The sequence below is a fragment of the Vibrio renipiscarius genome, from assembly GCF_000827885.1.
Taxonomy (GTDB): Bacteria; Pseudomonadota; Gammaproteobacteria; order Enterobacterales; family Vibrionaceae; genus Vibrio; species Vibrio renipiscarius.
Map to the genome: position 1 here is coordinate 204,677 of NZ_JTKH01000006.1, position 21,212 is coordinate 225,888.

Genomic DNA, 21,212 nt, shown 5'->3' on the forward strand with positions numbered 1-21,212 from the left:
GCCGCTAGAACGAATGCGTTGAAACAAATCTTTGGACATAAACGAGTTAGAGTTGGTGGTCAAAACCGTGCACTTCAGATAAGTTGAATTGGGTAAAAACCAAGTAAACGAGTCTAACTGAAGCAAGTCTATCAAGTCGGGGGCTATTCAGATTTTAGAGAGTTAGACCTTTCCAGAGGAAGTGCTTTGACCGTTCAACAAACTCAGATTCTCACTCCTCAGAGCATGTAAGAATCGTGCTATGCACTTTTAATGAAATAGCTTGCTCTATTGCATCGAATAACGGTTTACGATGCTTTGTTAGTATTCTTGTACACAAGCACAAAACTGCTCTAAGTAACTATTTTTATATGCACTTAGTGGTAGAGTGATACCTTAAAAATAATAAATAGGCTTTGAACGTCATGGCAACTCGGATACTTAAAGTTGAGGTGGAAAACGATTTCCTCAACAAAGTCTCAAATAGTGGGGCTTACACCGCAATTTCTGAACTCGTTTGGAACTCTCTCGATGCAGATGCTAGTACTGTTAAAGTTAGGCTTTGTGAAGACGCTATCATGGGCGGGTGGGATAAACTGCAAGTCATTGATGATGGTATAGGAATTTCAAACAAAGTTGCTGATAAACACTTTAGTAAACTTGGTGGTTCGTGGAAAAAATTTGCTCAAAAAACAAAGAAAGGAAGATTCTTACACGGGCAAGAAGGACAAGGAAGATTTAAGCCGTTTTCACTTGGTCGTATCATTGACTGGAACACCGTTTACCTTGAAGAAAGTCAACAACAACTACAATCGCTTGTCATAACTGGAAAATCGGAAGAGATAGGTAACTTTACCCTAAACGATGGTTCGCCAAAAGATGAACTACGCCACACAGGAACCACAGTAACAATTTCGGAGTTAACCCCTAAAGGACTAAAAGTTTCTGAAAATGGCTTGATCAATTATATCTCTTGCGCATTTGCTATTTACTTAGCTAAATACCCAACGATAAGCCTATATGTCAATGATAAAAAAATTGACCCCGCAGAATACGTAGAACACGAAGATACTATCGATTTACCATCTGTCATTTTTGAAGAAGAGTCTTACGCATACTCGCTAAAAGTAATCGAGTGGAAATGTGATACCAAGAATGAACTTCATTTCTGTGACAGTAACGGTTTTCCGTTACACTCCTACGATAAAACGATTCGGGGAACAAGTGACTTCAATTACACCGCTTACTTAATTTCCGACCATATTAGCAAATTATCAAGTAAGGGTGTTCTAGAACTAGGCTCACTTGAGCCAACCTTGTCGAAGCCAATTGATGATGCTCTTGCATCATTGAAAAACCACCTTTATTTAAGACGTATTGCCAAGTCCGCGAACATTATACAAAAGTGGAAAGATGAAGATATTTACCCATACAGCGGAAAGACTCTCAATACGATAGATGAAGCGGAAAGACAAATATTTGATGTATTGGCTATTAATATTAGTCAAGAACTGCCAGATTTCGAAAAAGCACCAGTAAAAGTTAAAAAGCTCCAATTTAGGCTGTTAAAACAAATCGTGACTTCTAATCCAAATGATCTACAGCTGATTTTTGAAGAAGTACTAAACTTGACAGTTAAAAAGCAGAAGGAACTAGCTGAACTCTTACAAGATGTTAGCTTAACTTCAATAATTAATGCTTCTAAGATTATATCTGACCGACTAAAGTTCATTGCTGGTTTAGAGCATATTGTCTTTGACCCAGAAAAGAAAAAAGTACTGAAAGAGCGTAGTCAATTACATAAGATTTTAGCTGAAAACACATGGATATTCGGTGATGCTTTTGCTTTATCAGTAAATGACCAATCATTGACTGAAGTACTAAAAAAACACCTTAAAGCGCAAAATGTTGACCTCATACCAAACAAACCAGTGACTCGAATTGATTCTTCCCGAGGAATCGTAGATCTGATGCTCACGCAATCAGTGCCACAAAATCATGCTGAACAATTAGAGCATTTGGTAATTGAACTCAAAGCACCTAAAGTTGCTATAGGCGCAAAAGAGATACAACAAATTGAATCTTACGCATTTGCCGTTGCTGCTGACGAACGCTTTAACAAACTAGATGTCAGATGGAATTTTTGGATTGTATCAAACGACACCGACGCCTTTGCAGATAATAGAGCTAAGCAAGACAAAACTGGGCAAGGCATCATTTATCAAACCGATAATGTAACGATCCAAATCAAAACTTGGGGGCAATTAATAAAGGAATGTAAACATAGATTAGAGTTTGTACGCTCTCATCTGGACTTAGATGTGAAAACAACTGATGGCTTACAGTACTTGCAAGAAAATTACTCCGAATACACCGAGAGTATCATTTTAGATAAAGAACTACTGACCGACTAATACACTCGCCCCCAAAGTTCGGGGGCTTTTCATTTAATTCGCATAGTTTGTTATTGAATACTAACGCCCGCTTAAGTTGTGAGTGACGCTCCACCAAACTTAACTTGGACGCCGAAATCACGCAAGCTCAAATTGACGACAAAAGTGCCGAGCGTTACAAATCAACTTGAAGCGTTTGTTAAATTGCTATGTGATCTCTTCAATTTTACCACTTAGAAAATCACCGCTTTGATTATTAACAATATCATCAAGTTTATCTTGAAACTTTTGAATATCTAAAAACCAAAAACTTCGCCCGCAAGGAAGCCCTGAACGACTAGGTTTAGTGTTAAAACTAGTTTCAAGGTAATAACGCTCACCAAGCCTGTAACCTGTCACTTTAAGTATTCTCGAATTTGTTTCATCAGTTAATTCTTTAACTACCTCTGTCGTGGCTATTTGCTCCAAGTTCCTAGTTGAAGGCCACTGGATAGCCCAATACTTACCAGTTTGATCAACAACATATGCTTTGAGAACATCAGGTATGGAAATACCTTGGGGAAGACTAATTTTAATTTCTCCTTTTTCACCTTCAGCAAGCTTGATGTTGTCCACTTTTTGAAAACAAACCCACCGTCCGTTACGGTAGTGCCATTGCTTGAATAGTTTTTGCTTCCAGTTTTTTGGTTCAATACAATATTGAATACCGTCTATAGAAACTGGTCGCCTTCCCACAGAACGTACGGTAACTTGGTGTTTTGAACTATTTGGGGAATCAAAACCAAACGAACTTTCACACTTAAGTTTTGACTTGTCCAAACCATGCTGGCGAAAACGAAGCCATAACCCAAGCAAACCAGCAAACGTGCCAATTGTACCTGTCACAGCCCCCCAGAGAGCCAACACTTCTGTTTGTTCCATTTCTACCTTCTCTCAAAATAACTTACTTATTTAAAAGCAATGTAGCTTTATAGACGGAATTTTTCCGTCTTTGCATTCCGTTGTATATGTTGCTTGTATTCATTATGAAACTCAACAGCTATCAAACGGTTGTGTGAATCAACTGAGAGTTACGGGGCGAACCACGGAAGAATTCTGTATAAGAACCCAAAATACGGATTAGGTTTGTTTGGTCTCTTACAGTACTTGTTGGGCAGTCTGTTCGTTGGGGCTAAGAAGGTTTGGGGCAGAAGCAAGCTTGCCACATACAGTCCTTAGCTTTAAACTAACGTCGAGAGCCTCGGGTATCCCTGCTTTTTCTTGGATGTACTATTTACTGTCTGGCCAGAAGTAATTGTATCGAATTGAACTTGGCTTAATTGCAAAGCAGACCACCGAGGACATATGATAAGTCTAGGTGCTTTCCCTTCCATATACTTTGGTGATAAAACACCCGACGCTGCACCCAGAATTCAAATTAATGAAAACATTCTGTATGTAGCTGTTATACAAAGCCTGTGGCTTTGTCATATCTGAAAGTAAGAGCAATTGTGCAAGGACTTCTTGCACAAATTATTTTACTGCCATCTAAATTGATTGAGGCAAAACTGAAGGTTAGCTAGTTTAAAATGGGAAGTGATCTTCTTCATACCCTTCAACCCAAGTTACTAGCTTTTCAAGCTCATCACCTTCGGGTGTGCCTGGTTCAGCCACATCAAAGAAGGATTCAATTCTTTTCAAAACGGCTTTATAGTCGCTTTCTGAGGGTTCTAGTCCCACTTCATCTAATGAAACTGTAGCAAGCCCATCAGCGTGGGCAGTCTTAGGTGTAATACCCTTAAGCAGTTCTTTTTTTGATAGCTTTTTCTTGCTCATAAGTCGTTTCTCGATTCGAAAATGACATTAGATTAGTTTATAGCATAATGGACTACTAGCCGTAATGTAGAACCTTATTCAAAACACACTAGAGGGCAGATCATTGTGTTTCCTAGCGCCGTCAACACAATGATCTGCCCTCTGGTGTGTTAATTAGAAGCACGTGTAACCCTTCTTACAGAAAGTAAGATTCCGGGTGGTTTTAACTTCACATCGCAACTTGCGATGTGAGGGGCCACTTAAGAAGCATCAGCGCAAAGAGTAATGCATTACCCTTAAAATCAATGGCTTAAGTTTAAATTATTATGGCGTTACTGATAAATTATCCTTCGACTGAGAGAGGGCGTATAAAAAAGCTCTCCAGAATAGAGAGCTTTGATAGGTTATCGGTAGTATTGTTTTTGGCGCTTCGAGTTATACTTCCAACTTTTTGCTAGGCCATACACATGCGACTGGTAGTCGTCCCATGGGTTAGCTAACGCTTTTCTTCGCGCGGCGCGCAGTTTAATCGGGTAACCTCTACACTCAACCTTGTGAAGAAAGTAATAGCTCTTCTCCTGCTTGGTAGAAAAGTGCTTATGAGTTCCACTGCGAACGCTTGGATAAAGATCCCAAAGATATTGGCACTGGTATTTTATACGGTTCCGGTACTGCTGTTTTAGCCTTTTCATTTACCCTCCAGGTTTGCATTACCTAGAAGGGGTCCTCTGCAAAGTAATTCATTCCGGCCTCCCCAGTGTGCCTTTAGTGAAATTGTAGCCTATGGTTTTTTCAACTACATAGAAGAGAAAGCCGAGATCACTCTCTGCTTAAATGCCCCAAGTCGAAGCTCATCAAACGTCCCTAGTGTTCCATAGAGACTATTTGAACTGTCTGTACTGCTTTCCCAAGATACTGTTGTTCTCCCGCCTTTTGGGGACTCAAGCGGAAGCGCGACACTTAAGCTATTTCCTCGACCAGAGAACTCTGTTTCGATAGGTTTCCACATACTTACATAGAGACGAGACTCAGGAATATCCTGTTCAACCCTTTCAGAAAACTCAATCAGACTTTGTTCAGCAAAAGTGAATAACCACGCTTGTTGGTTTATTGTATTATTCACACGAAGTATTCGTCCGAGCACCTGCCTGAAATACAATTCAGTTTTGACTGAACTCATATGGCAACATACTTGAAGGCGCGGAATATCAGTACCCTCACTGATCATACCTACACTAACAATCCATTGTGCGTCGTTTTGTCGATAACGCTCTATTTCTGCTAGCGGTTCTTCATGTCGATAAGTGACGATAGAAACGGTTTGCCCAAACTTTTGAGATAGTATCTCTTTGATTGTTTGCGCATGTTGAACCGACGCTGCAACAATCAGTCCACCGGCATTAGGGGATCTGATACGTACTTTTTCTAACCGCTCACATCCTAAACCGAGTAGATATTCCATCGCCTCTTGGTTGTGAATAACACTCTGGTAGGATGATTTTGTCTGTTTAAGCATCTCTAATATTGATGAATAGGATTCGACTTTTTCGCGACTACTAACAGACAAGTCTTCATTATCAACCAAGACGATTTTAGGCCTTCTACAAACACCATCAGCTATAGCTTGTTTAAGAGTGTATTGGTAATCGACAAGAAGCTGTCCGTCTGGGGCGCTGTATTCACCCATCACAATGGGTAAAGAGTCTGAACGCCACGGTGTACCTGAAAGTGCGAGGGTAAAAGTAGCAAGCCCTTGAATCTTAGTGAGAACTTGCTGCCCCCAAATGTTCGCATTTTCAACCTCAGAGCCAGAGCAATGGTGTATTTCATCAAAGACAACAAAGACCCTGTGATTCCGCAATGTTTGCCAAAATTCGTCATTGAGGAATTGGATAGATTGGTATGTTAAAGATTGCCCGACAGATCCCATGCCACCATTAAACGTACACTTAAGTCTCGACGAAAAGGTTCTTTTTATACCATCAGAAACCGTCAACGATGGTGAGAAGCACAATACAAGATCTACCATGTCACTTTGTAACAACCTTGACGCAATGTTAGCGGCAAGCACTGTCTTTCCTGCTCCAGGTGTAGCTTGGCAAAAGAAATGGGAGCAGTTGGATTGATATTTTTCCAACGCTCTGTCAGAGCATTCACTTTGCCACTTCCTTAACACGGTTCATTTCCTTCATAGAGAGTATTAAGAACCTTTGTTAAAACGTTCACTTTACCGAGCAATAAAGCGGCGCGCTCTTTAGCCTCTTGATGTAAAGGGGCCAGTTTATTCTCTAGTTCAGGAAATCGAGATACGATCGACTGATACTCGTCAATCTCCCCAAGTATTATTTCCAATTCGCCCTTATATTCGTTACGTTCATTGCTCAAAATAGAATAGTTTTGAATGGGTACTTTAGGCTTTATATCCGCTTGGTTATTCGTGGTTACATTGTTATGTAACTCTTTAAATTGCTCCGCTTGAAAGTAACGTTTTTTCCGACCTGAACCTTCACTTCGCAACCAACTTTTCTTTTCAAAGTGAAAAATTGCTCGGTATACCTTTTTGCGAGCTTCGGCAGAATTGGAGTCCACATTATCAAGAGATAGCCACAAATCTCTCGCTTCTAGCACGGTGAATCCATCTAACCCATTTTCTATCAATAACTTGTGCATGACCGCACTAATTCTTCGAGCCCGTTTCATTTCCAAAATTACACCAACCAAAAACTAAGGATTGCTTAGTATACAGAAATCAGTAAAACTAAGAAAATCTTAGTTACCTTGAGATCAGAGACATGAACTATAAGTGTCATTTACTAACCCAATCCCTGAGCGTCTTAAAGAAGCACGCAAAAAAGCGAAACTCTCCCAAAAAGCTTTGGGAGTGCGTATAGGTATGGATGAAAGCTCCGCAAGCCCGAGAATGAATCAATACGAAAAGGGGAAACATACACCAGATATCAGTACGTTAAAGTCAATTGCAGATGAGTTTGGTGTGCCTTTGAGTTACTTCTTTTGTGAAGATGAGATTTCTGCGGAGTTAGCTGTGAATCTAAATAAGCTCTCTGAAACGGATAAGCAGAAGGTTCTTGAGGTGACGGTGCGGCTTATTGAAGAGTCATTTGAAAATAGTAGTCCGAAAGGGGACTAGCTACGTGAGCCAGTGAAAGGGCACTGGCTCGGTTTGGAGCCTGTAATTTAAATACTATTTGTTGTTGAGGTAATCTAGAACAACTTCATGATGGTCTTTGGTTTTGAATTTATTAAATACATACTCAAGGTTGCCAGATTCATCAATTAGGAAGCTTGTTCTTACAACGCCCATGTTTTCACGGCCCATGAATTTCTTAAGTTGCCAAACACCGTACTTCTCACAAACTGCGTGGTCTTCATCGGCTAACAAAGTGAAATTAAGTTCTTGCTTATTGATAAAGTTAGTCAGTTTTTTCGGTGTGTCTGGGCTTACACCAAGAACAACGACATTCTGGGCGTCTAGTTCAGCTTTTGTATCACGTAGACCTTGAGCCTGAATAGTACAACCAGGTGTTGAAGCGCGTGGGTAGAAGTAAAGCAATACTTTCTTTCCTTGCAACTCAGAGAGTGTGATAGGGTTATTGTCTTGGTCATTTAAGGTAAAATCTGGAGCGGTTTGTCCTGCTTCGATAGCCATGGGTTATCCTTACTTTCTTTAATTTACTCTGAATCGAGCTTTCTTATTATGTCAGTGTGTAGTTTTATCTATGCTTAGTGGTGTTGTCTAGTGGTAACTCTAAACTAGGTTTAGTTACTTTCTGAAGTTGCCTTCAACGATATTATTGGGCCTAGTGTTAACGACTTTATCCATGGCTTTCTCACGCTCTGAAGCAGGAAGCATTTCCATGAGTTCTTGAATCATCTTTATGTGGTTAGCTGCTTGTATGGCTAACGCTTGTTCATGGTTTTTTGCAGATTCGTGATACTTTTTCTTGAGCCGGTTGAGGTCGGTCTTCTCGCTTTTTAGTTTCTTGTTCTCTTGTTGCAATAGCTCGATTTCCGAGCTTGCTGAGTCACTGTTGGCCACTTGAACTTTCAGCGAGTTAGATTTTATCATTTCTTTAATATCGGCATGGTTGCGAAGTGCCCCCACGGATAGGCCGGCTTCTTTTTCAACGGTGCTATTGTTGATTTTTAGCTTGCCATGTTGTGCTTTCTTTCTTAAATTTCGGTCATTAGGCGTACCCGCCATCAGTCGCTCCAACGCCTCGATTAATGCTTTTCGTGTCGCGATTTTCATGCTGGCGCTCCGATATAGGGAATAAGTAAATCTTGCACTTCCTTTGGCAACACTACAGGCTCATAATCAACACCTAAATTAGCCATGATGCGCTCTGCTGCGGTGATTTTAATGTATGATTCCGTGGCCGTTTGTGGGTTTAATTCGTCATGCTCAATATCGTAAAGCATATTGATTTCCGCCTCTTTGCGCTTGGCTTCTGCAAATACCGCATCTACGATGTAGTCGTTTGGACAATCGACACATTCTAAAAGGTTGACTTGTGTGCGCAAACTGCACTCTGTAGAGGTACAATACACACCAGGAGCAACCGCATGGATGTGCCTTTGACCTTCTCGTACCAAGCGCTTCCAGTAGGTTAGAGAGAGCATATCGTTATCAACTTTATCTTTAAATAAACTATTTTCATCGAGTGCAAGTCTGCGCTTGGCAAATTCTTTACCTTTACCGCCAGCCACGCGCTCTTTATTCGCTAGTTTGTGATAAATATTGAGGTAAACTTGTGCCTGTTGGGCAATTCTTTCTTCCTCAATGCAGTGGCAAAGGTTTTGTTTTTTCTTTCGCAGCTTTTGAAACTTACTTGCGTTTCTGGCGTAGTGTCTTGCCATCGCAAGTGAGACGTGACTGAATTGCTGTTTGAGTTGTGGGAAAGAGAGTAGTTCATAACCAATTAGATAGTAGGCAAAAGAGCGGCGAAGTTGATGCCCTGAGAAGTCGTAGTTCTCACCAAGATGAAAAGAGCGATTAGGGTCAGACACCTTCAAATCGGCAATGTCTGCTTTGGTTAGGGCTAACTGTCCCTCAAGTGCGTTGTAGAACCATTCTTGATAGTGTTTGCACAAAGGGCTTTTTTTGATTGGACCAAAATCCCCCTCAGTTTTATGGAAGAATAGTAGGCTATCAGAATGTAACTTTCGAAGTGGATCGTGAAGGACTTGTAATAGTTCGTAGGCTTTCTTACCAAGCTCAGTTGTGACGAACTCATCCTGTTTTGACTGAATGCCTTCTGTTGTCTTTGAAAGGTCAGCATGAAGCACATTGATAACCTGCTTAGATATAGTCTCAGTCGTGCAGCCTTTGATGGTATGAAGGTGAAAAACTTCATCAGATCGCATACCAGAACGAGCAATCAAGCCCCACAAGCAGCCGCCATTAAATGTTTTAAATAGGTTTTGGGCTCTATTAAAGCCGGATATGACTCTATCACCAATTGACACTGAAAAGTCAGGGTGAAAGCGCTCATGACATTCATTTCTGATTTCTGGTTTATGCTGTATCAATAACTCATACACTTGCTCTTTTGACGGCGAACTAAGTGCAAGAAAAGCGGCTTTAAATGCGCTGTTTTTTGCTTTGGCGCTATCATTGCGGCCATCCAAGTACCAAACAACCTTACCGCTTAGCATGGTGGCGTTATTGCTGAGAAGGTATACAGCGTACTCTTGGTAGATCTTATCAAAATAGGTGGCGAGGTAGTTTGGTAGCTTGCCCAACTCATCACGTAAAGGGTACAGATAGTCGATGAGCGCGCCGGACTTCTTTAAGCCTTGGTAATATAAGCGCTGAGGAATAACCGGATGAGGCTTAGCCTCTTTAAGCACTAACCCAAAACCTTTAGCGCTTACTCTTTGCTTCAACTTAGTATTGAATGGTAGGCCTCTTGCTTCAATGGTGAGTTTATTTAGGGCTGAGTAAATACCCTCTCGTTCAAAGTCAATCTCAGTGGATTCCGTAGTAATCCAACGTTCAAGACGATTGAAATCAACGTATTCAAAGCTGTTAAGGTCCTCTTCCAAAAGAGGGGGAATGCACTTCTTTAAATTGGTGATAGTTTTATAAATCGATAGAAATGAGTAGTTGTGCTCGGATGTCCACATCATTGTTAAAGACAGTGCTTTTAATTGATTTTCTAGGTTGCGTTCAATTACGTACCCATTTAATGTGAAATCCAAGGTTTCAGTTTCTGTCGAATGGGGCTCAAAGAACGAGTGTAGGCGCCTCCACGCCTCATTATCACCAATTTTACCCAATGATTCACCCGTTACTGTAAACCCGATATCAAGCTGTTCAAACTCATCCCAATTACCTCGCTTGATAGCAGGCTTTAAAACATCAAGTAGGTAGTTACGATGTGCGCCAAGGTGGTTTTGAGCCATCTGGATTGATTTCAAAAACTTTAGGTCTTCTATCTTAATCATTATAACCCCTTAATTAGCGATAAATGGAAAGGGTGGCGTGGTCAGTGGATACGCGAGGGTGACGTCCATTTTTTTTAAATAGCGCTAACGCCTCATTGTAAACCTCAGAGCTGGCGCCATCGAGTGTACATTCATAAGCTTCAATTCGATCCAGTACCTCTCGTTTGGCGTGGGGGTATTGGTCAAGGACTTCGCGCAGAACATCAATAAAGGATATTAGTTTATAAATGGACTGAGGCTCATCGACGGCTTTTGCTGAGTAGCACAAGTGGCACATATCGAACTCCGCACAAGGCAGCTCCCCCCCCATTAGCTTATTAGTTGCTCGTTGGGTTCCTTTGCCATTTTGAACATATTGCTCTCCATTGCATGCAATTCCATTTGGATTGGTTTTTTTCTTACTCTTTAGCCACTCATCGTGCGCCAGTATCGGAATGCCTAATTGGGTTTGAACATGATCTTTTGCCTCTTCAAGTGAGTCCCCTTGTGCCATTCTTTCCAGCACCCGTAAGGCTTGAGATAGGATGATTTTGTTTTCTTTAGGGTTGCCATTGGCATAATGCTTATTAAGTGTTTCCAGAGTATTTTGCAGCAGATTAACCAGGTGGCTCATGAAGCCGTCTTGGTATTCCTGTGAACTGGTAGTTTCTCTGAATCTGCTTGATGTCAGGTTAATGAAATACTCACCAGGCTTGATTGCCCATTTGGACATTAGGTTCGCAGATATAGGGTTAATGCCTTCCCATTGTTCGGACTTATCATTGTTACCTTTCTTCAAAAGAAAGCGAGGCAGCGTTTTCAATTGATTATCCGCTCTTTTTGTTGCCCATAGCTCGATATCTTTGATTAAGGCCTTGTCCGCTGCGGGAATGACAAAGTGACCGCTATCGCCATTTTGATAGTGAAAGGAAATGGTAACATTGCCATTTTTGTCTTTTTCTGAGTAACTCAGTGGCAGTATAATGCCTTTTAAGGGTTGGTCGGTATAACAAGATAAAATGCAGTAACCTGAGAGAAATAGCCCTGAAGTGACTCTTGCTTTATTTGTAATCGGTGCAGTGATTTTACTGACCATTGCTCGCCCAAGCTCATTGGTTGTTTTTTTTAGTCCTATGCATTCATGGTTAAAATAAGAATAAAATAACTCTTGGAACCAAGGGAGAAGGAGCGCTCGCTCTGAAGACACAAGATTTAATGTAGTGGTTAAGTGTCGATTGATACTCTTGATGTTGAAGGCGTGACTTTCTTGTGCATTAGTGTCTAGTGTAAATAGTAAATCACGCTCCTCCCCATAGAGCGTAGATAGCTCTGCAAGCGTTTTAATGAACATAACCCCGCTTTTTTTCTCGACATCAAATGAGAAATCGGATTCATTTGTGAGAATGGCTCCCACTTCCTTGTTCGCCCTTGCCTTAAAACTGCTTACCTTCACCGTCTGTAGGCTTTTATCGCGGGTATCGGCGTGGACGGTAATTGGGTGGCTAATTTTTCTCACATCGCTATCATTCAGCGATGTGAAATAGCACATTAAATGGTAGGCAGCCCCCATAGCAAGGTTGAACGCACAACCAGAATGGGCAAAGCCATTTTTCGTTTTCAAATCCGTTTTCACCATCAACGTTTCTTTGTATTCACCAAAATTAATGCAGATTGGGAGCTCATTAGGTGCAGGTGTGTTTCCAGTCTTGAGTGCAATTAACTGTGATGCTAAACCAAAGAATAAGTCGCTTAATCGAGTCACGATAATTTTTTCATCAGCATCCGAATACGCCTCGGTTGAGTCGTGTCTTGAATTGAAGGGGCGATGTAAAATCGTCCAGCGCTCAGAGGGTAATCCGCACCATGATAGGGCTTTTGATAGTGATGAAATAATAAGGCTGGCGGTAGATTCTTTAATGCCAAGCTCATCATAGTGATATTTTTCCCAAAGTCGCTTTGATGGGTTATAAACCTTGACTCTGTGCCTTAATTCACCATCATTGCCTGCGTATTTCAGGTATCCCTTTTCGGATAAAGGGTTGATGTTTACTGCATCGCAAAAGCATAAGTAACCCCTTAATACCCCGTAGAGTTCCGCAACAGTACGTGGTGAGTTCCCATTTAATACAGACTCATGTGCTTTTTTGCAAAAACGTCTTAAGTAAGGCATGCGGCTTTGTACTTTTCCGCGAGTTTTATCGCAACCCATATGCGCTAAATGTGATATATCAAACTCACCTGTTCTTTTATCAGTTGCTTGTTTATAAGGAATAGTGAGATTGAGTTGGACGACATTTTTGTTGCTTCGTGTTGTCTTGACTTGGGTTGAGCCTTTGGAAAGTGGACTTTTAGCCATGCTACCACCCCCCGTTTAGTTTGTTGTTTTTGCGTTTTGCAGCGCGGAGTTTGGATTCATACTCATTCATAAACTTGATGTACTTCTCAGTTGTTGTGGTACTTTCGTGCCCCATGAGTTCTGCTAGTTCATCCATAAGAAATTCGTAGCTCACCCCTCTGGCTTCGGACTCAGTAAAAAGCCAATAAGTCGCAAATGTTGAGCGGCAATCGTGAACACGGTAATACCATGCTGGTTCTACTTCTTGAATCAGTTTACGTAGCGCAGAGAAGTGTTTCTCTAAAGTGTTTTCTGAATAAGCATTCCCTTTATTTGAGATAAACAGATAATCCTCAACTACTGACTCTGAGTTGGAGTAGAATAAATGTTTACGCTTTAATGCATTTCGCTCTCTTTGACGGCTGTATTTGTATTGCTCTAGTTCTTCGTAGAGATAAAGAGGCACTTCGATATTACGTGGCTTACTGCCTTTGGTTTTAGTTAGGTGAATGGGGATAACGTCCAACTCGCTCATGTCAGCCTCACCAATGTTAGATGCTGGGAGGTGAGTAAGTTCCTCAATTCGTGTGCCTGTTTTAATGGCCAACCTAAACATCAAAGCGAAAGGCTTCGGTAAGCCGTCAATATATTCTTCAAATAGTGCTAAATGCTCAGGTGGTATTGGCTTTAACTTCTTATGGATAGGTGTAGAGTCGGCGCGAGGAAACTCCTTCATGATGTTTGAAATTTCATATTCTCGTTTCGTACTTGATTTGGTGTGTGTGAGCATATCGTGTTGGTCATAGCCTTCATAAAGATACGTACCTTTACTAAAGTGAGTGACAAGATGGTCATCATCATTTTTTAGATAGCCAAACTTTTGCATCCACTTATAAAAACCAAGAACGGCCCCCATATAAGCTCTTGCAGTCGTTAAAGACCAAGCTTCATCCCCATCTGATCGCCTATGGCGACAATTCTTTTTTAGGAACTCAGCAAAGCGCCAAGGTGCGCCTTCTTCTTCGTATTTCGATAGACTTTTATAAGTTAGGCATTCCGCAGGAATTTCATTGCCATCCTCATCTTCTTGGTTGGAATGGGTAGAGTCCAAGAAACGAGTAAACAGTAGGAGGGCTTTAGCAATACTGTCTGTGTTTTTTACTTTCTCATTTCCCCTTAACTTGGATACAAGATAGAGAGATTGTGGGTAAACCCCCGAACCATCAGGGGCTATGATAATTTTGGTTTTTTTGTAGCGCTCTTTGATACTGGACGGGTCAAGGTGTGGGGTTAAGACAGTTTCGCCAGTGTCTTCGTTTATCTTCCCTATAATCTTTAGCTTGGCTAGAGTATCAACCTCAATATCTAGCAACCAAAAGTCATCGTAATTGAGTTCTGCTTGAACATTTGACACAGTACATCTCCTTGATATATTCCACCTATATTAAAGCTAGACTATCAAAGAAAATTACCAAGGTTTTCTGTCAAATTTTTTATCCAAGGGTAAATTTCTTTTCGCCCCAAACGCCGAACAATTCAGCCGCCGCATGGTCTTCATCAGAAAGAAGAGTGAAATTTAGGTTATCGCGTTCAATAAACTTGCCTAAGCGTTTAACGGGATCAATGCTGACACCCAACACAACCACATTGTGCGCATCAAGTTCTGCTTTAGTATCACGAAGACCTTGAGCTTGCACCGTGCAGCCAGGGGTCATTGCTTTTGGGTAAAAGTAAAACAGCACTTTTTTACCTGCGAAATCCGCAAGAGAAACGGTGTTACCGTCTTGATCAAGTAAAGAGAAAGCGGGTGCGGCTGTACCGGCGGTCAGTGTGTTCATGAGCATTCCTTATTAAAGACTATTTTTTATGAAGTTCAATGAACCGCTAACACCAAGCTGCTGACACAAGTTCGAAAAATCTTCCTGAATCTGCATTAAGTTACACTCGGAATCCACAGAGGCCGTCAAGGTCAGATGAAATTGATCATGCTGTGATTGCAGCTTTTCTTTGTCGATGGTCTGAGCACTCAATGACGACAAGCCGATATTTTTTTCAGCGAAGAATTGAGTGAATTTTTCGGTGAGGCCTAACTTATCATCAGATTCAATAAAGGCTTCAAGCGTATAGCTATTATCTTGTAAAGCATGCTTAGCGGTGCGCTTCATCATAGTAATGAGGTCATGTTCTTGACCAAGCAAAGGCAGCGTTGTTTCAACACGGGTTACCGACGCATTATTACCGGATAACAGCATGATAAGCGTAAATTCGCTTCCAAATAGTGCGATGCGACTATCGACAATATTGCAGCCTGCTTTTGTCACTAAGCCAACAATTTGGTTGCATACGCCAGGGCGATCGCTGCCAACCGCGGTAATTACCAGATGCTGAGTCATACTATCACTTCAATGTTAGTTTTGATTATTAAGTCGCTAGCTTAGCATACTTAATGCTCATAAAAATGGTGAGCAAGTTCATTTTATCGGCAATCAAAAGCAATCAATGAGTAAATTGTTTATTGGCTCGGAAATTACCGACGCTGGCGCTTTCAAATCGTGTTCGCTTTGCCGCATTGCTTGGGTATCAGGCCAGCAATCTATTCTACTATCCGCTCTACAATCGGGGGCTTGTTAGACGCTCTTTTTGCTTTTGATGCTCGGGGCGGCGCGGAGGAAACAACATGACGTAGATCTTAATTCTGCCGCTTGAAGCTTGTTGGGTTGGAATATTCCTATAAATAGATGACTTAAGGCGGTTTAAGCGCTTGTCTTCATTCCTCCCATTACAGTACCATGCAGAAAGTATCAAATTTAGGGAGAAGGACATGTTTTCAGGAAGTATCGTAGCGTTAATCACACCTTTTAATCTTGATGGCGAAGTAGATTACGTTAGCCTGAAGAAGTTAGTCGACTACCATGTGGAGGCGGGCACTGATGGGATCGTTGCTGTTGGCACCACGGGTGAATCAGCGACGCTAACTATCGAAGAGCATGTCAAAGTTGTGATGAAGACGGTCGAGTTTGCCGATGGCCGTATTCCGGTTATTGCTGGCACGGGCGCAAACGCAACGCATGAATCGGTGACGTTTAGCCGCCTACTGAATAATTCAGGCATCGTTGGTTGTTTGAGTGTGACACCATATTACAACAAGCCAACACAAGAAGGTTTGTACCTTCACTATAAAGCCATTGCTGAAGAAAGCGATCTACCGCAAATTCTTTACAATGTACCCGGTCGCACAGGGGTGGATCTTCTTCCTGAAACCGTTGCGCGTCTTGCTGAAATTGAAAATATCGTTGCATTAAAAGATGCGACTGGTGATTTAAGCAGAATTGCAAAACACCGTGAACTTTGTGGCCAAGATTTTATCTTACTAAGTGGTGATGATGCGACAGGGCTTGATTTTGTTCGCCTTGGTGGCCAAGGTGTGGTTTCTGTGACGAACAATATCGCCGCGGCAGACATGGCAACCATGTTCCGTCTTGCACGTGAAGGCCGTTACGAAGAAGCTGCCGTCATTAACCAACGTTTAATGCCATTGCACAATAAACTGTTTATCGAATCGAGCCCAATCCCAGTGAAGTGGGCTGCGCATAAGCTAGGCTTGATTGAATTTAGTGGGTTACGCCTACCATTGACTGAGCTATCAGAAGCATCAAGACCCGTGATTGCCCAAGCGATGTCAGAAGCTTGCATTTACTAATTTTAAGGATTGCTGAAGCGTTAAGCTTCAGCATTGATTGATCAGGAGTTTCAATGAAGTTGTCTCCCCAGCTAGTCGTTAGTGCACTAGCTGTTTTTGTTTTAAGTGCATGTTCAGGTGGTGCAAGTCAGCGCCGTCAAGCTCAAGATGACTTTGAGTACCTCAACACGCCTTCGCTAAAAGAATGGCAGTCGCTTCAAGGAGCGGAGCCAAAATTTTATACCAACTATGTCATCCCTCAAGGTGACTTTGCGGGTGGAATTGGTAGCCAAGTTGATATTCGTCCACCACAGCAAATTTTAGAATTGATCCCTGGAGCTCGTATCGATCGCTCTGATGGTAATGTGACAATATTGCTGCTTGATCGCGATGAAGCAAATAAAGTATGGCAAACCGCAGAGACATTGCTTGCTGAACGCAACATTGCCATTCGTGAACAAAGTGACAATCGTATTGAAACCGAGTGGGTGACTTGGGTTTCAGAAGATGAAGATGCGCCACTGTCTGCTCGTTATGAAATGAGTCGTTCGGTAGTGAATGGCCGCCAAGCGTTGAAGTTATCGTTGATTGATTGGCGTCATGGTTCTGAACAGCAACCAGTGAGCCTGACGAATAAAGAGCGTTACAGTGCTTTCATGAGCAACTTAGTCGCCGCTCGTTACGATCTTGATATTCGCCTAGAATCGGAGCGTAAAGCGCGTGAATTGGTGAAACATATTCCAATTACAATGGGCGCTGACCGTTCGGGTTTACCGGTTATCATCGCTCGTGCTCCTTATGATGTTTTATGGAATCGCTTACCAAATATTCTGCCAGAGATGGGTTTCCAGATTGAAGAGCGCAACCAGTCACAGGGTACGATTAAAGCGAAATATTTAGAACCGGATGATGAGTTCTGGGCTGAAGTCGGCGTGAAACCAGTTGAGTTGAAGTCGATTACCTATACCTTCCTATTTGGTGATTTAGGTAACCGTACGTCAATCAACGTGACCGATCCAAAAGGCAAGCCAGTCGAAGAGCAGTTGCTTAAAGATATGGTGCCCGTCTTTGCTGCAATGGCCAGCAAGCATCAAGAGTAAGTTGTTTACACCTTGGTGATTTCGTTGAATAAAAAAAGCTGACCTTGGTCAGCTTTTTTTGTCGGTGATGTTTTGCCCCTGACGCTGCATTGCGTCAGGGGGCTTAAATGGTCCTACAAGACCATCGCAGCAATCCAACCGAAGATAATCAGTGGGATGTTGTAGTGGATAAACGTTGGAACAACGGTTTCCCAGATATGTTCATGCTGACCATCAGCATTTAGGCCAGATGTTGGGCCCAATGTTGAATCTGAGGCTGGAGAACCCGCGTCACCCAGTGCTGCCGCGGTACCCACAAGAGCAATCGTCGCCATTGGCGAGAAGCCAAATGCTGCCGCTAGCGGTACATAGATCGTGGCAATGATAGGGATGGTTGAGAATGAAGAACCGATTCCCATGGTCACCAGTAGACCGACAACCAGCATCAACAATGCGGCTAATGGTTTGTTGTCACCAATGCTGGTCGACAATGATGCAACCAGTGTTTCAACACCGCCAGTCAGTTTCATTACCGCCGCAAAGCCTGCCGCTGAAATCATAATAAAGCCAATCATCGCCATCATATGCACGCCTTTGGTAAATACATCGTGCGTTTCTTTCCACGCGATGACGCCACCAAAGGTAAACACCATAAAGCCTGCTAATGCACCAATGATCATTGAACCGGTCGTTAACTGCACTGCCAAAGCGGCAATAATGCCAAGTATCGCGATAACGATATTTTTCTTATTGATGGCTTGGGTTTCTTGAGCGGCCTTCGTGTGGCTTGTTTCTGCATACTCACGCGGCTTACGGTAAGTAAAGAAAATCGCGGTTAACAAACCAAACAACATCCCTGCAGCCGGTAATAGCATCGCCGTTGGAATTTGGCTTGCCACGACATTATCAAGGCCGTTGTCATGAAGATTTTTCAGCAAGATGTTGTTGAGGAAAATGCCACCAAAACCAATCGGTAATACCATGTATGGGGTAATCAAACCAAAGGTCAGCACACAAGCAATCATGCGGCGATCGAGTTTGAGTTTGGCAAAAACACTAAGAAGAGGCGGGATCAAAATAGGGATAAAAGCGATATGAACAGGTATCACGTTTTGAGAAGACATCGTCACTAAGATAAGCGCAACGAGCACGGCATACTTTAAGCCGGTAGTGGTAGAACCATTCTCTTTGCCGTTTAAACGGCGGATAACGCTGTTAGCAAGTAAGTCCGTGATGCCCGAGCGAGAGATAGCAACGGCAAACGTACCTAACATGGCATAGCTTAAGGCGATAGTCGCGCCGCCACCAAGACCACTTTCAAATGCTGAAACGGTGTCATTTAAGCTCATACCAGAGACAAGACCACCGACGATGGCACTGAATGTTAATGCGACCACGACATTCACGCGCATTAGCGCGAGTATCAGCATGACACAGACAGATATTACGACTGGATTCATAGTTAACTCATTAGTTGTGTTTACATTTATATATCAACCTAATTCAGTCTGGGTCATTTATGCAGAGGTAAGCGCTGACAACATCGTATGTGAAAAAGGGTTTCAATAACGGGTTATCGACAATCTAGGCGTTGTTCTAAGCGCTTACGAGGCAACGGATGCCCACTGACTTATCTGTATTGATATTATTCTTTTTTGTCAGCCTCTGGTTCAATAAGTGGCCAACCACCAAGTGCTTTCCATTTATTGACGATACCGCAAAACAATTCTGCTGTTTTTTGGGTGTCGTACAGTGCTGAATGGGCTTCTTTGTTGTCAAACGCCATCCCTGCCGTTTTGCAAGCTTTAGCCAGAACGGTTTGGCCGTAAGCAAGGCCGCTTAATGCAGCAGTATCAAAAGTAGCGAAAGGATGGAAAGGGACTCGTTTTAATTTACTACGCTCACTCGCCGCCATGACAAAATTCAGATCAAATGTCGCGTTGTGCGCAACGATAATCGCGCGGCTACAATCGGCCTCTTTTTGCTCTTTGCGAACTTGTCGGTAGATCTCTTTTAATGCTTCAGATTCTGCAATCGCGCCACGTAAAGGGCTGAAAGGATCGCGAACACCAATAAATTCCAGTGCTTCTTTTTCTAAGTTCGCACCTTCAAAAGGTTCAACATGAAAATGGAGAGTTGACGCTGGATGGAGATCGCCATTTTCGTCCATCTTCAAGGTAATGGCACAAATTTCTAATAGCGCATCAGTTTGGGCGTTGAAACCCGCAGTTTCGACATCGATAACCACTGGGAAATAGCCGCGAAAGCGTTTTTTGAGCGTCAATGCTTCGTTTTCTACAGTCATGTTGTAATAGATTAGTGTGACAAGGTTTGCATTATTGCAGATTCTAAGTTCAATACCAATCAACATTATTTTACATATTCGCGTGGTTAGCGGTGTGCTTTTTAAGCATGTGATGAAAAGCGCGGAATTATCATCATGGTATTGCTTAACTTATCAACGAAGAAACGTGAAATCGGATAGGAATATAGAAAGTTGGCGGGAATTTTGCTTTATCTGCTACGGCATGTGACGATTCTCTTTAAGAGGCAAGGCTGTGCCGCCAATGAATACAACAAAGAGAAGCAGAACGTCATGAAAATGCACATTGTCACTAGTCTTGCCCTATCCATACTCACTTTTAGCTCAAGCAGCTGGGCGATGGATAAGGTTTATGTTGCCAATCCTGGGCAGTCCCAATGGCAAATGGTGGCAAACACTCCTCTTGAATGTCAACTGGTGCACCCGATCCCCAATTTTGGTGACGCCGTTTTCTCATCGCACGCGAGTAAAAACATTAACCTTGATTTCGAGTTAAAAATGAAACGCCCGATGGGGGAAACGCGCGATGTATCACTGGTGTCGATGCCGCCAGTATGGCGACCGGGTGATAGTGCCGATCGCATGACGAATATTCGCTTTTTTAAGCAGTTTGATGGTTATGTGGGTGGCCAAACCGCTTGGAGTATTTTGAGTGAGTTAGAGAAAGGCCGCTATCCGACTTTTGGCTACCAAGAATGGCAAAGTCGCGATCAGCGTGTTGAGGTCGCCTTATCCTCGGTGCTTTTCCAGCCGTCATACAATGTATTTAGTGACTGTATTGCGAATTTATTGCCATACAGTTTTGAAGATATTGCGTTTACGATTTTACATTATGACCGCTCAAGTGTGCAGTTGAACAAAGCGTCGCAAAAGCGTCTAACGCAAATTGCTGAGTATGTCCGTTACAACCAAGATATTGATTTGGTGTTAGTTTCGACGTACACCGATTCAGAAGACAGCAAAAGCGAAAGCCAAGGGCTATCAGAGCAGCGTGCCGATGTGTTGCTCCAATATTTTCAATCGATAGGGTTGCCAGAAGACCGCATTCAAGCGCAAGGGTATGGTAAGCGTCGTCCAATCGCAGACAATGCTTCACCGATTGGTAAAGATAAAAACCGCCGCGTAGTGATTTCGTTAGGACGCACACAGATCTAGCACGAAACAGACGAGCATGAACCTACAA

17 protein-coding genes and 1 pseudogene are annotated in these 21,212 nt (G+C 42.4%); 5 read left to right on the forward strand and 13 right to left on the reverse strand.

The genetic code is table 11. The features are described from left to right. Positions 1-404: 404 nt before the first annotated feature. Positions 405-2,393, forward strand: a complete 1,989-nt coding sequence (locus tag OJ16_RS04240; RefSeq protein ID WP_040987763.1) for an ATP-binding protein — start codon at positions 405-407, stop codon at positions 2,391-2,393. 186 nt (positions 2,394-2,579) lie between these two features. Here the strand turns inward: OJ16_RS04240 and OJ16_RS04245 are convergent, their stop codons facing one another. The 4 genes from OJ16_RS04245 to OJ16_RS04265 form a co-directional block, all read right to left on the reverse strand. Next, positions 2,580-3,293: a hypothetical protein gene (locus tag OJ16_RS04245; RefSeq protein WP_040987765.1), complete on the reverse strand. Its 714-nt coding sequence runs from the start codon at positions 3,291-3,293 to the stop codon at positions 2,580-2,582. A gap of 642 nt (positions 3,294-3,935) precedes the next feature. Further along, entirely contained in the window at positions 3,936-4,187 is a 252-nt protein-coding gene (locus OJ16_RS04250) for a hypothetical protein (protein ID WP_040987766.1), read from the reverse strand. A 775-nt stretch (positions 4,188-4,962) separates the two neighbouring features. After that, a complete protein-coding gene (locus OJ16_RS04260) occupies positions 4,963-6,342 on the reverse strand; it encodes a DEAD/DEAH box helicase (RefSeq protein WP_040987768.1) in 1,380 nt (459 codons plus the stop codon). Next, complete coding sequence (locus OJ16_RS04265) at positions 6,336-6,866, reverse strand: hypothetical protein (protein WP_040987769.1); 531 nt, start codon at positions 6,864-6,866, stop codon at positions 6,336-6,338. Before OJ16_RS04265 ends, OJ16_RS04260 begins: the two co-directional genes overlap by 7 nt. Positions 6,867-6,969: 103 nt before the next feature. Here OJ16_RS04265 and OJ16_RS04270 point away from each other — a divergent pair, with 103 nt between their 5' ends. Next, entirely contained in the window at positions 6,970-7,314 is a 345-nt protein-coding gene (locus OJ16_RS04270; protein WP_040987770.1) for a helix-turn-helix domain-containing protein, read from the forward strand. A 54-nt stretch (positions 7,315-7,368) separates the two neighbouring features. On the opposite strand, the gene bcp (OJ16_RS04275) is transcribed toward OJ16_RS04270, so the two are convergent. The 7 genes and pseudogenes from bcp (OJ16_RS04275) to OJ16_RS04305 form a co-directional block, all read right to left on the reverse strand. Further along, positions 7,369-7,833, reverse strand: a complete 465-nt coding sequence (bcp, locus tag OJ16_RS04275; RefSeq protein WP_040987771.1) for a thioredoxin-dependent thiol peroxidase — start codon at positions 7,831-7,833, stop codon at positions 7,369-7,371. Positions 7,834-7,947: 114 nt separating this feature from the next. Beyond that, a complete protein-coding gene (locus OJ16_RS04280) occupies positions 7,948-8,436 on the reverse strand; it encodes a bacterioferritin comigratory protein (protein WP_040987773.1) in 489 nt (162 codons plus the stop codon). Next, positions 8,433-10,634 (reverse strand): site-specific integrase, encoded by a 2,202-nt coding sequence (locus tag OJ16_RS04285; RefSeq protein ID WP_040987776.1) that lies wholly within the window; start codon positions 10,632-10,634, stop codon positions 8,433-8,435. The genes OJ16_RS04280 and OJ16_RS04285 overlap by 4 nt, the downstream gene beginning before the upstream one ends. 13 nt (positions 10,635-10,647) lie before the next feature. Continuing rightward, entirely contained in the window at positions 10,648-12,969 is a 2,322-nt protein-coding gene (locus OJ16_RS04290) for a hypothetical protein (protein WP_040987778.1), read from the reverse strand. Between the two features lies 1 nt (position 12,970). Continuing rightward, complete coding sequence (locus OJ16_RS04295) at positions 12,971-14,362, reverse strand: tyrosine-type recombinase/integrase (RefSeq protein WP_040987780.1); 1,392 nt, start codon at positions 14,360-14,362, stop codon at positions 12,971-12,973. Between the two features lie 91 nt (positions 14,363-14,453). Next, positions 14,454-14,786: pseudogene (gene bcp, locus OJ16_RS04300) on the reverse strand (thioredoxin-dependent thiol peroxidase); the annotation flags it as partial. Positions 14,787-14,798: 12 nt separating this feature from the next. Next, positions 14,799-15,341 carry a glycine cleavage system protein R gene (locus tag OJ16_RS04305; protein ID WP_040987782.1) on the reverse strand — a complete coding sequence of 181 codons (543 nt, stop codon included), beginning with the start codon at positions 15,339-15,341 and terminating at the stop codon, positions 14,799-14,801. A gap of 428 nt (positions 15,342-15,769) precedes the next feature. On the opposite strand from OJ16_RS04305, the gene dapA reads away from it, so the two are divergent. Continuing rightward, positions 15,770-16,648 (forward strand): 4-hydroxy-tetrahydrodipicolinate synthase, encoded by an 879-nt coding sequence (gene dapA, locus OJ16_RS04310; protein WP_040987784.1) that lies wholly within the window; start codon positions 15,770-15,772, stop codon positions 16,646-16,648. A 53-nt stretch (positions 16,649-16,701) separates the two neighbouring features. Then, positions 16,702-17,727, forward strand: coding sequence for an outer membrane protein assembly factor BamC (gene bamC / locus OJ16_RS04315; RefSeq protein ID WP_040987785.1), 1,026 nt, complete (start codon positions 16,702-16,704; stop codon positions 17,725-17,727). A gap of 113 nt (positions 17,728-17,840) precedes the next feature. Here the strand turns inward: bamC and OJ16_RS04320 are convergent, their stop codons facing one another. Both OJ16_RS04320 and rnt read right to left on the reverse strand, forming a co-directional pair. Then, positions 17,841-19,166: a Na+/H+ antiporter family protein gene (locus OJ16_RS04320; RefSeq protein ID WP_040987788.1), complete on the reverse strand. Its 1,326-nt coding sequence runs from the start codon at positions 19,164-19,166 to the stop codon at positions 17,841-17,843. A gap of 185 nt (positions 19,167-19,351) precedes the next feature. Then, complete coding sequence (rnt, locus tag OJ16_RS04325) at positions 19,352-20,011, reverse strand: ribonuclease T (protein ID WP_040988780.1); 660 nt, start codon at positions 20,009-20,011, stop codon at positions 19,352-19,354. Between the two features lie 291 nt (positions 20,012-20,302). Between rnt and motY the strand changes: the two genes are divergently transcribed. Next, positions 20,303-21,184: a flagellar protein MotY gene (motY, locus tag OJ16_RS04330; RefSeq protein WP_040987790.1), complete on the forward strand. Its 882-nt coding sequence runs from the start codon at positions 20,303-20,305 to the stop codon at positions 21,182-21,184. Positions 21,185-21,212 lie beyond the last annotated feature (28 nt).

Bases quoted from the DNA above. Each gene is read 5' to 3' on its own strand.
- OJ16_RS04240 (WP_040987763.1), top strand. From the start codon at position 405: ATGGCAACTCGGATACTTAAAGTTGAGGTGGAAAACGATTTCCTCAAC.
- OJ16_RS04245 (WP_040987765.1), bottom strand. From the start codon at position 3,293: ATGGAACAAACAGAAGTGTTGGCTCTCTGGGGGGCTGTGACAGGTACA.
- OJ16_RS04250 (WP_040987766.1), bottom strand. From the start codon at position 4,187: ATGAGCAAGAAAAAGCTATCAAAAAAAGAACTGCTTAAGGGTATTACA.
- OJ16_RS04265 (WP_040987769.1), bottom strand. From the start codon at position 6,866: ATGAAACGGGCTCGAAGAATTAGTGCGGTCATGCACAAGTTATTGATA.
- bcp (WP_040987771.1), bottom strand. From the start codon at position 7,833: ATGGCTATCGAAGCAGGACAAACCGCTCCAGATTTTACCTTAAATGAC.
- OJ16_RS04280 (WP_040987773.1), bottom strand. From the start codon at position 8,436: ATGAAAATCGCGACACGAAAAGCATTAATCGAGGCGTTGGAGCGACTG.
- OJ16_RS04285 (WP_040987776.1), bottom strand. From the start codon at position 10,634: ATGATTAAGATAGAAGACCTAAAGTTTTTGAAATCAATCCAGATGGCT.
- OJ16_RS04290 (WP_040987778.1), bottom strand. From the start codon at position 12,969: ATGGCTAAAAGTCCACTTTCCAAAGGCTCAACCCAAGTCAAGACAACA.
- OJ16_RS04305 (WP_040987782.1), bottom strand. From the start codon at position 15,341: ATGACTCAGCATCTGGTAATTACCGCGGTTGGCAGCGATCGCCCTGGC.
- dapA (WP_040987784.1), top strand. From the start codon at position 15,770: ATGTTTTCAGGAAGTATCGTAGCGTTAATCACACCTTTTAATCTTGAT.
- bamC (WP_040987785.1), top strand. From the start codon at position 16,702: ATGAAGTTGTCTCCCCAGCTAGTCGTTAGTGCACTAGCTGTTTTTGTT.
- OJ16_RS04320 (WP_040987788.1), bottom strand. From the start codon at position 19,166: ATGAATCCAGTCGTAATATCTGTCTGTGTCATGCTGATACTCGCGCTA.
- rnt (WP_040988780.1), bottom strand. From the start codon at position 20,011: ATGACTGTAGAAAACGAAGCATTGACGCTCAAAAAACGCTTTCGCGGC.
- motY (WP_040987790.1), top strand. From the start codon at position 20,303: ATGAAAATGCACATTGTCACTAGTCTTGCCCTATCCATACTCACTTTT.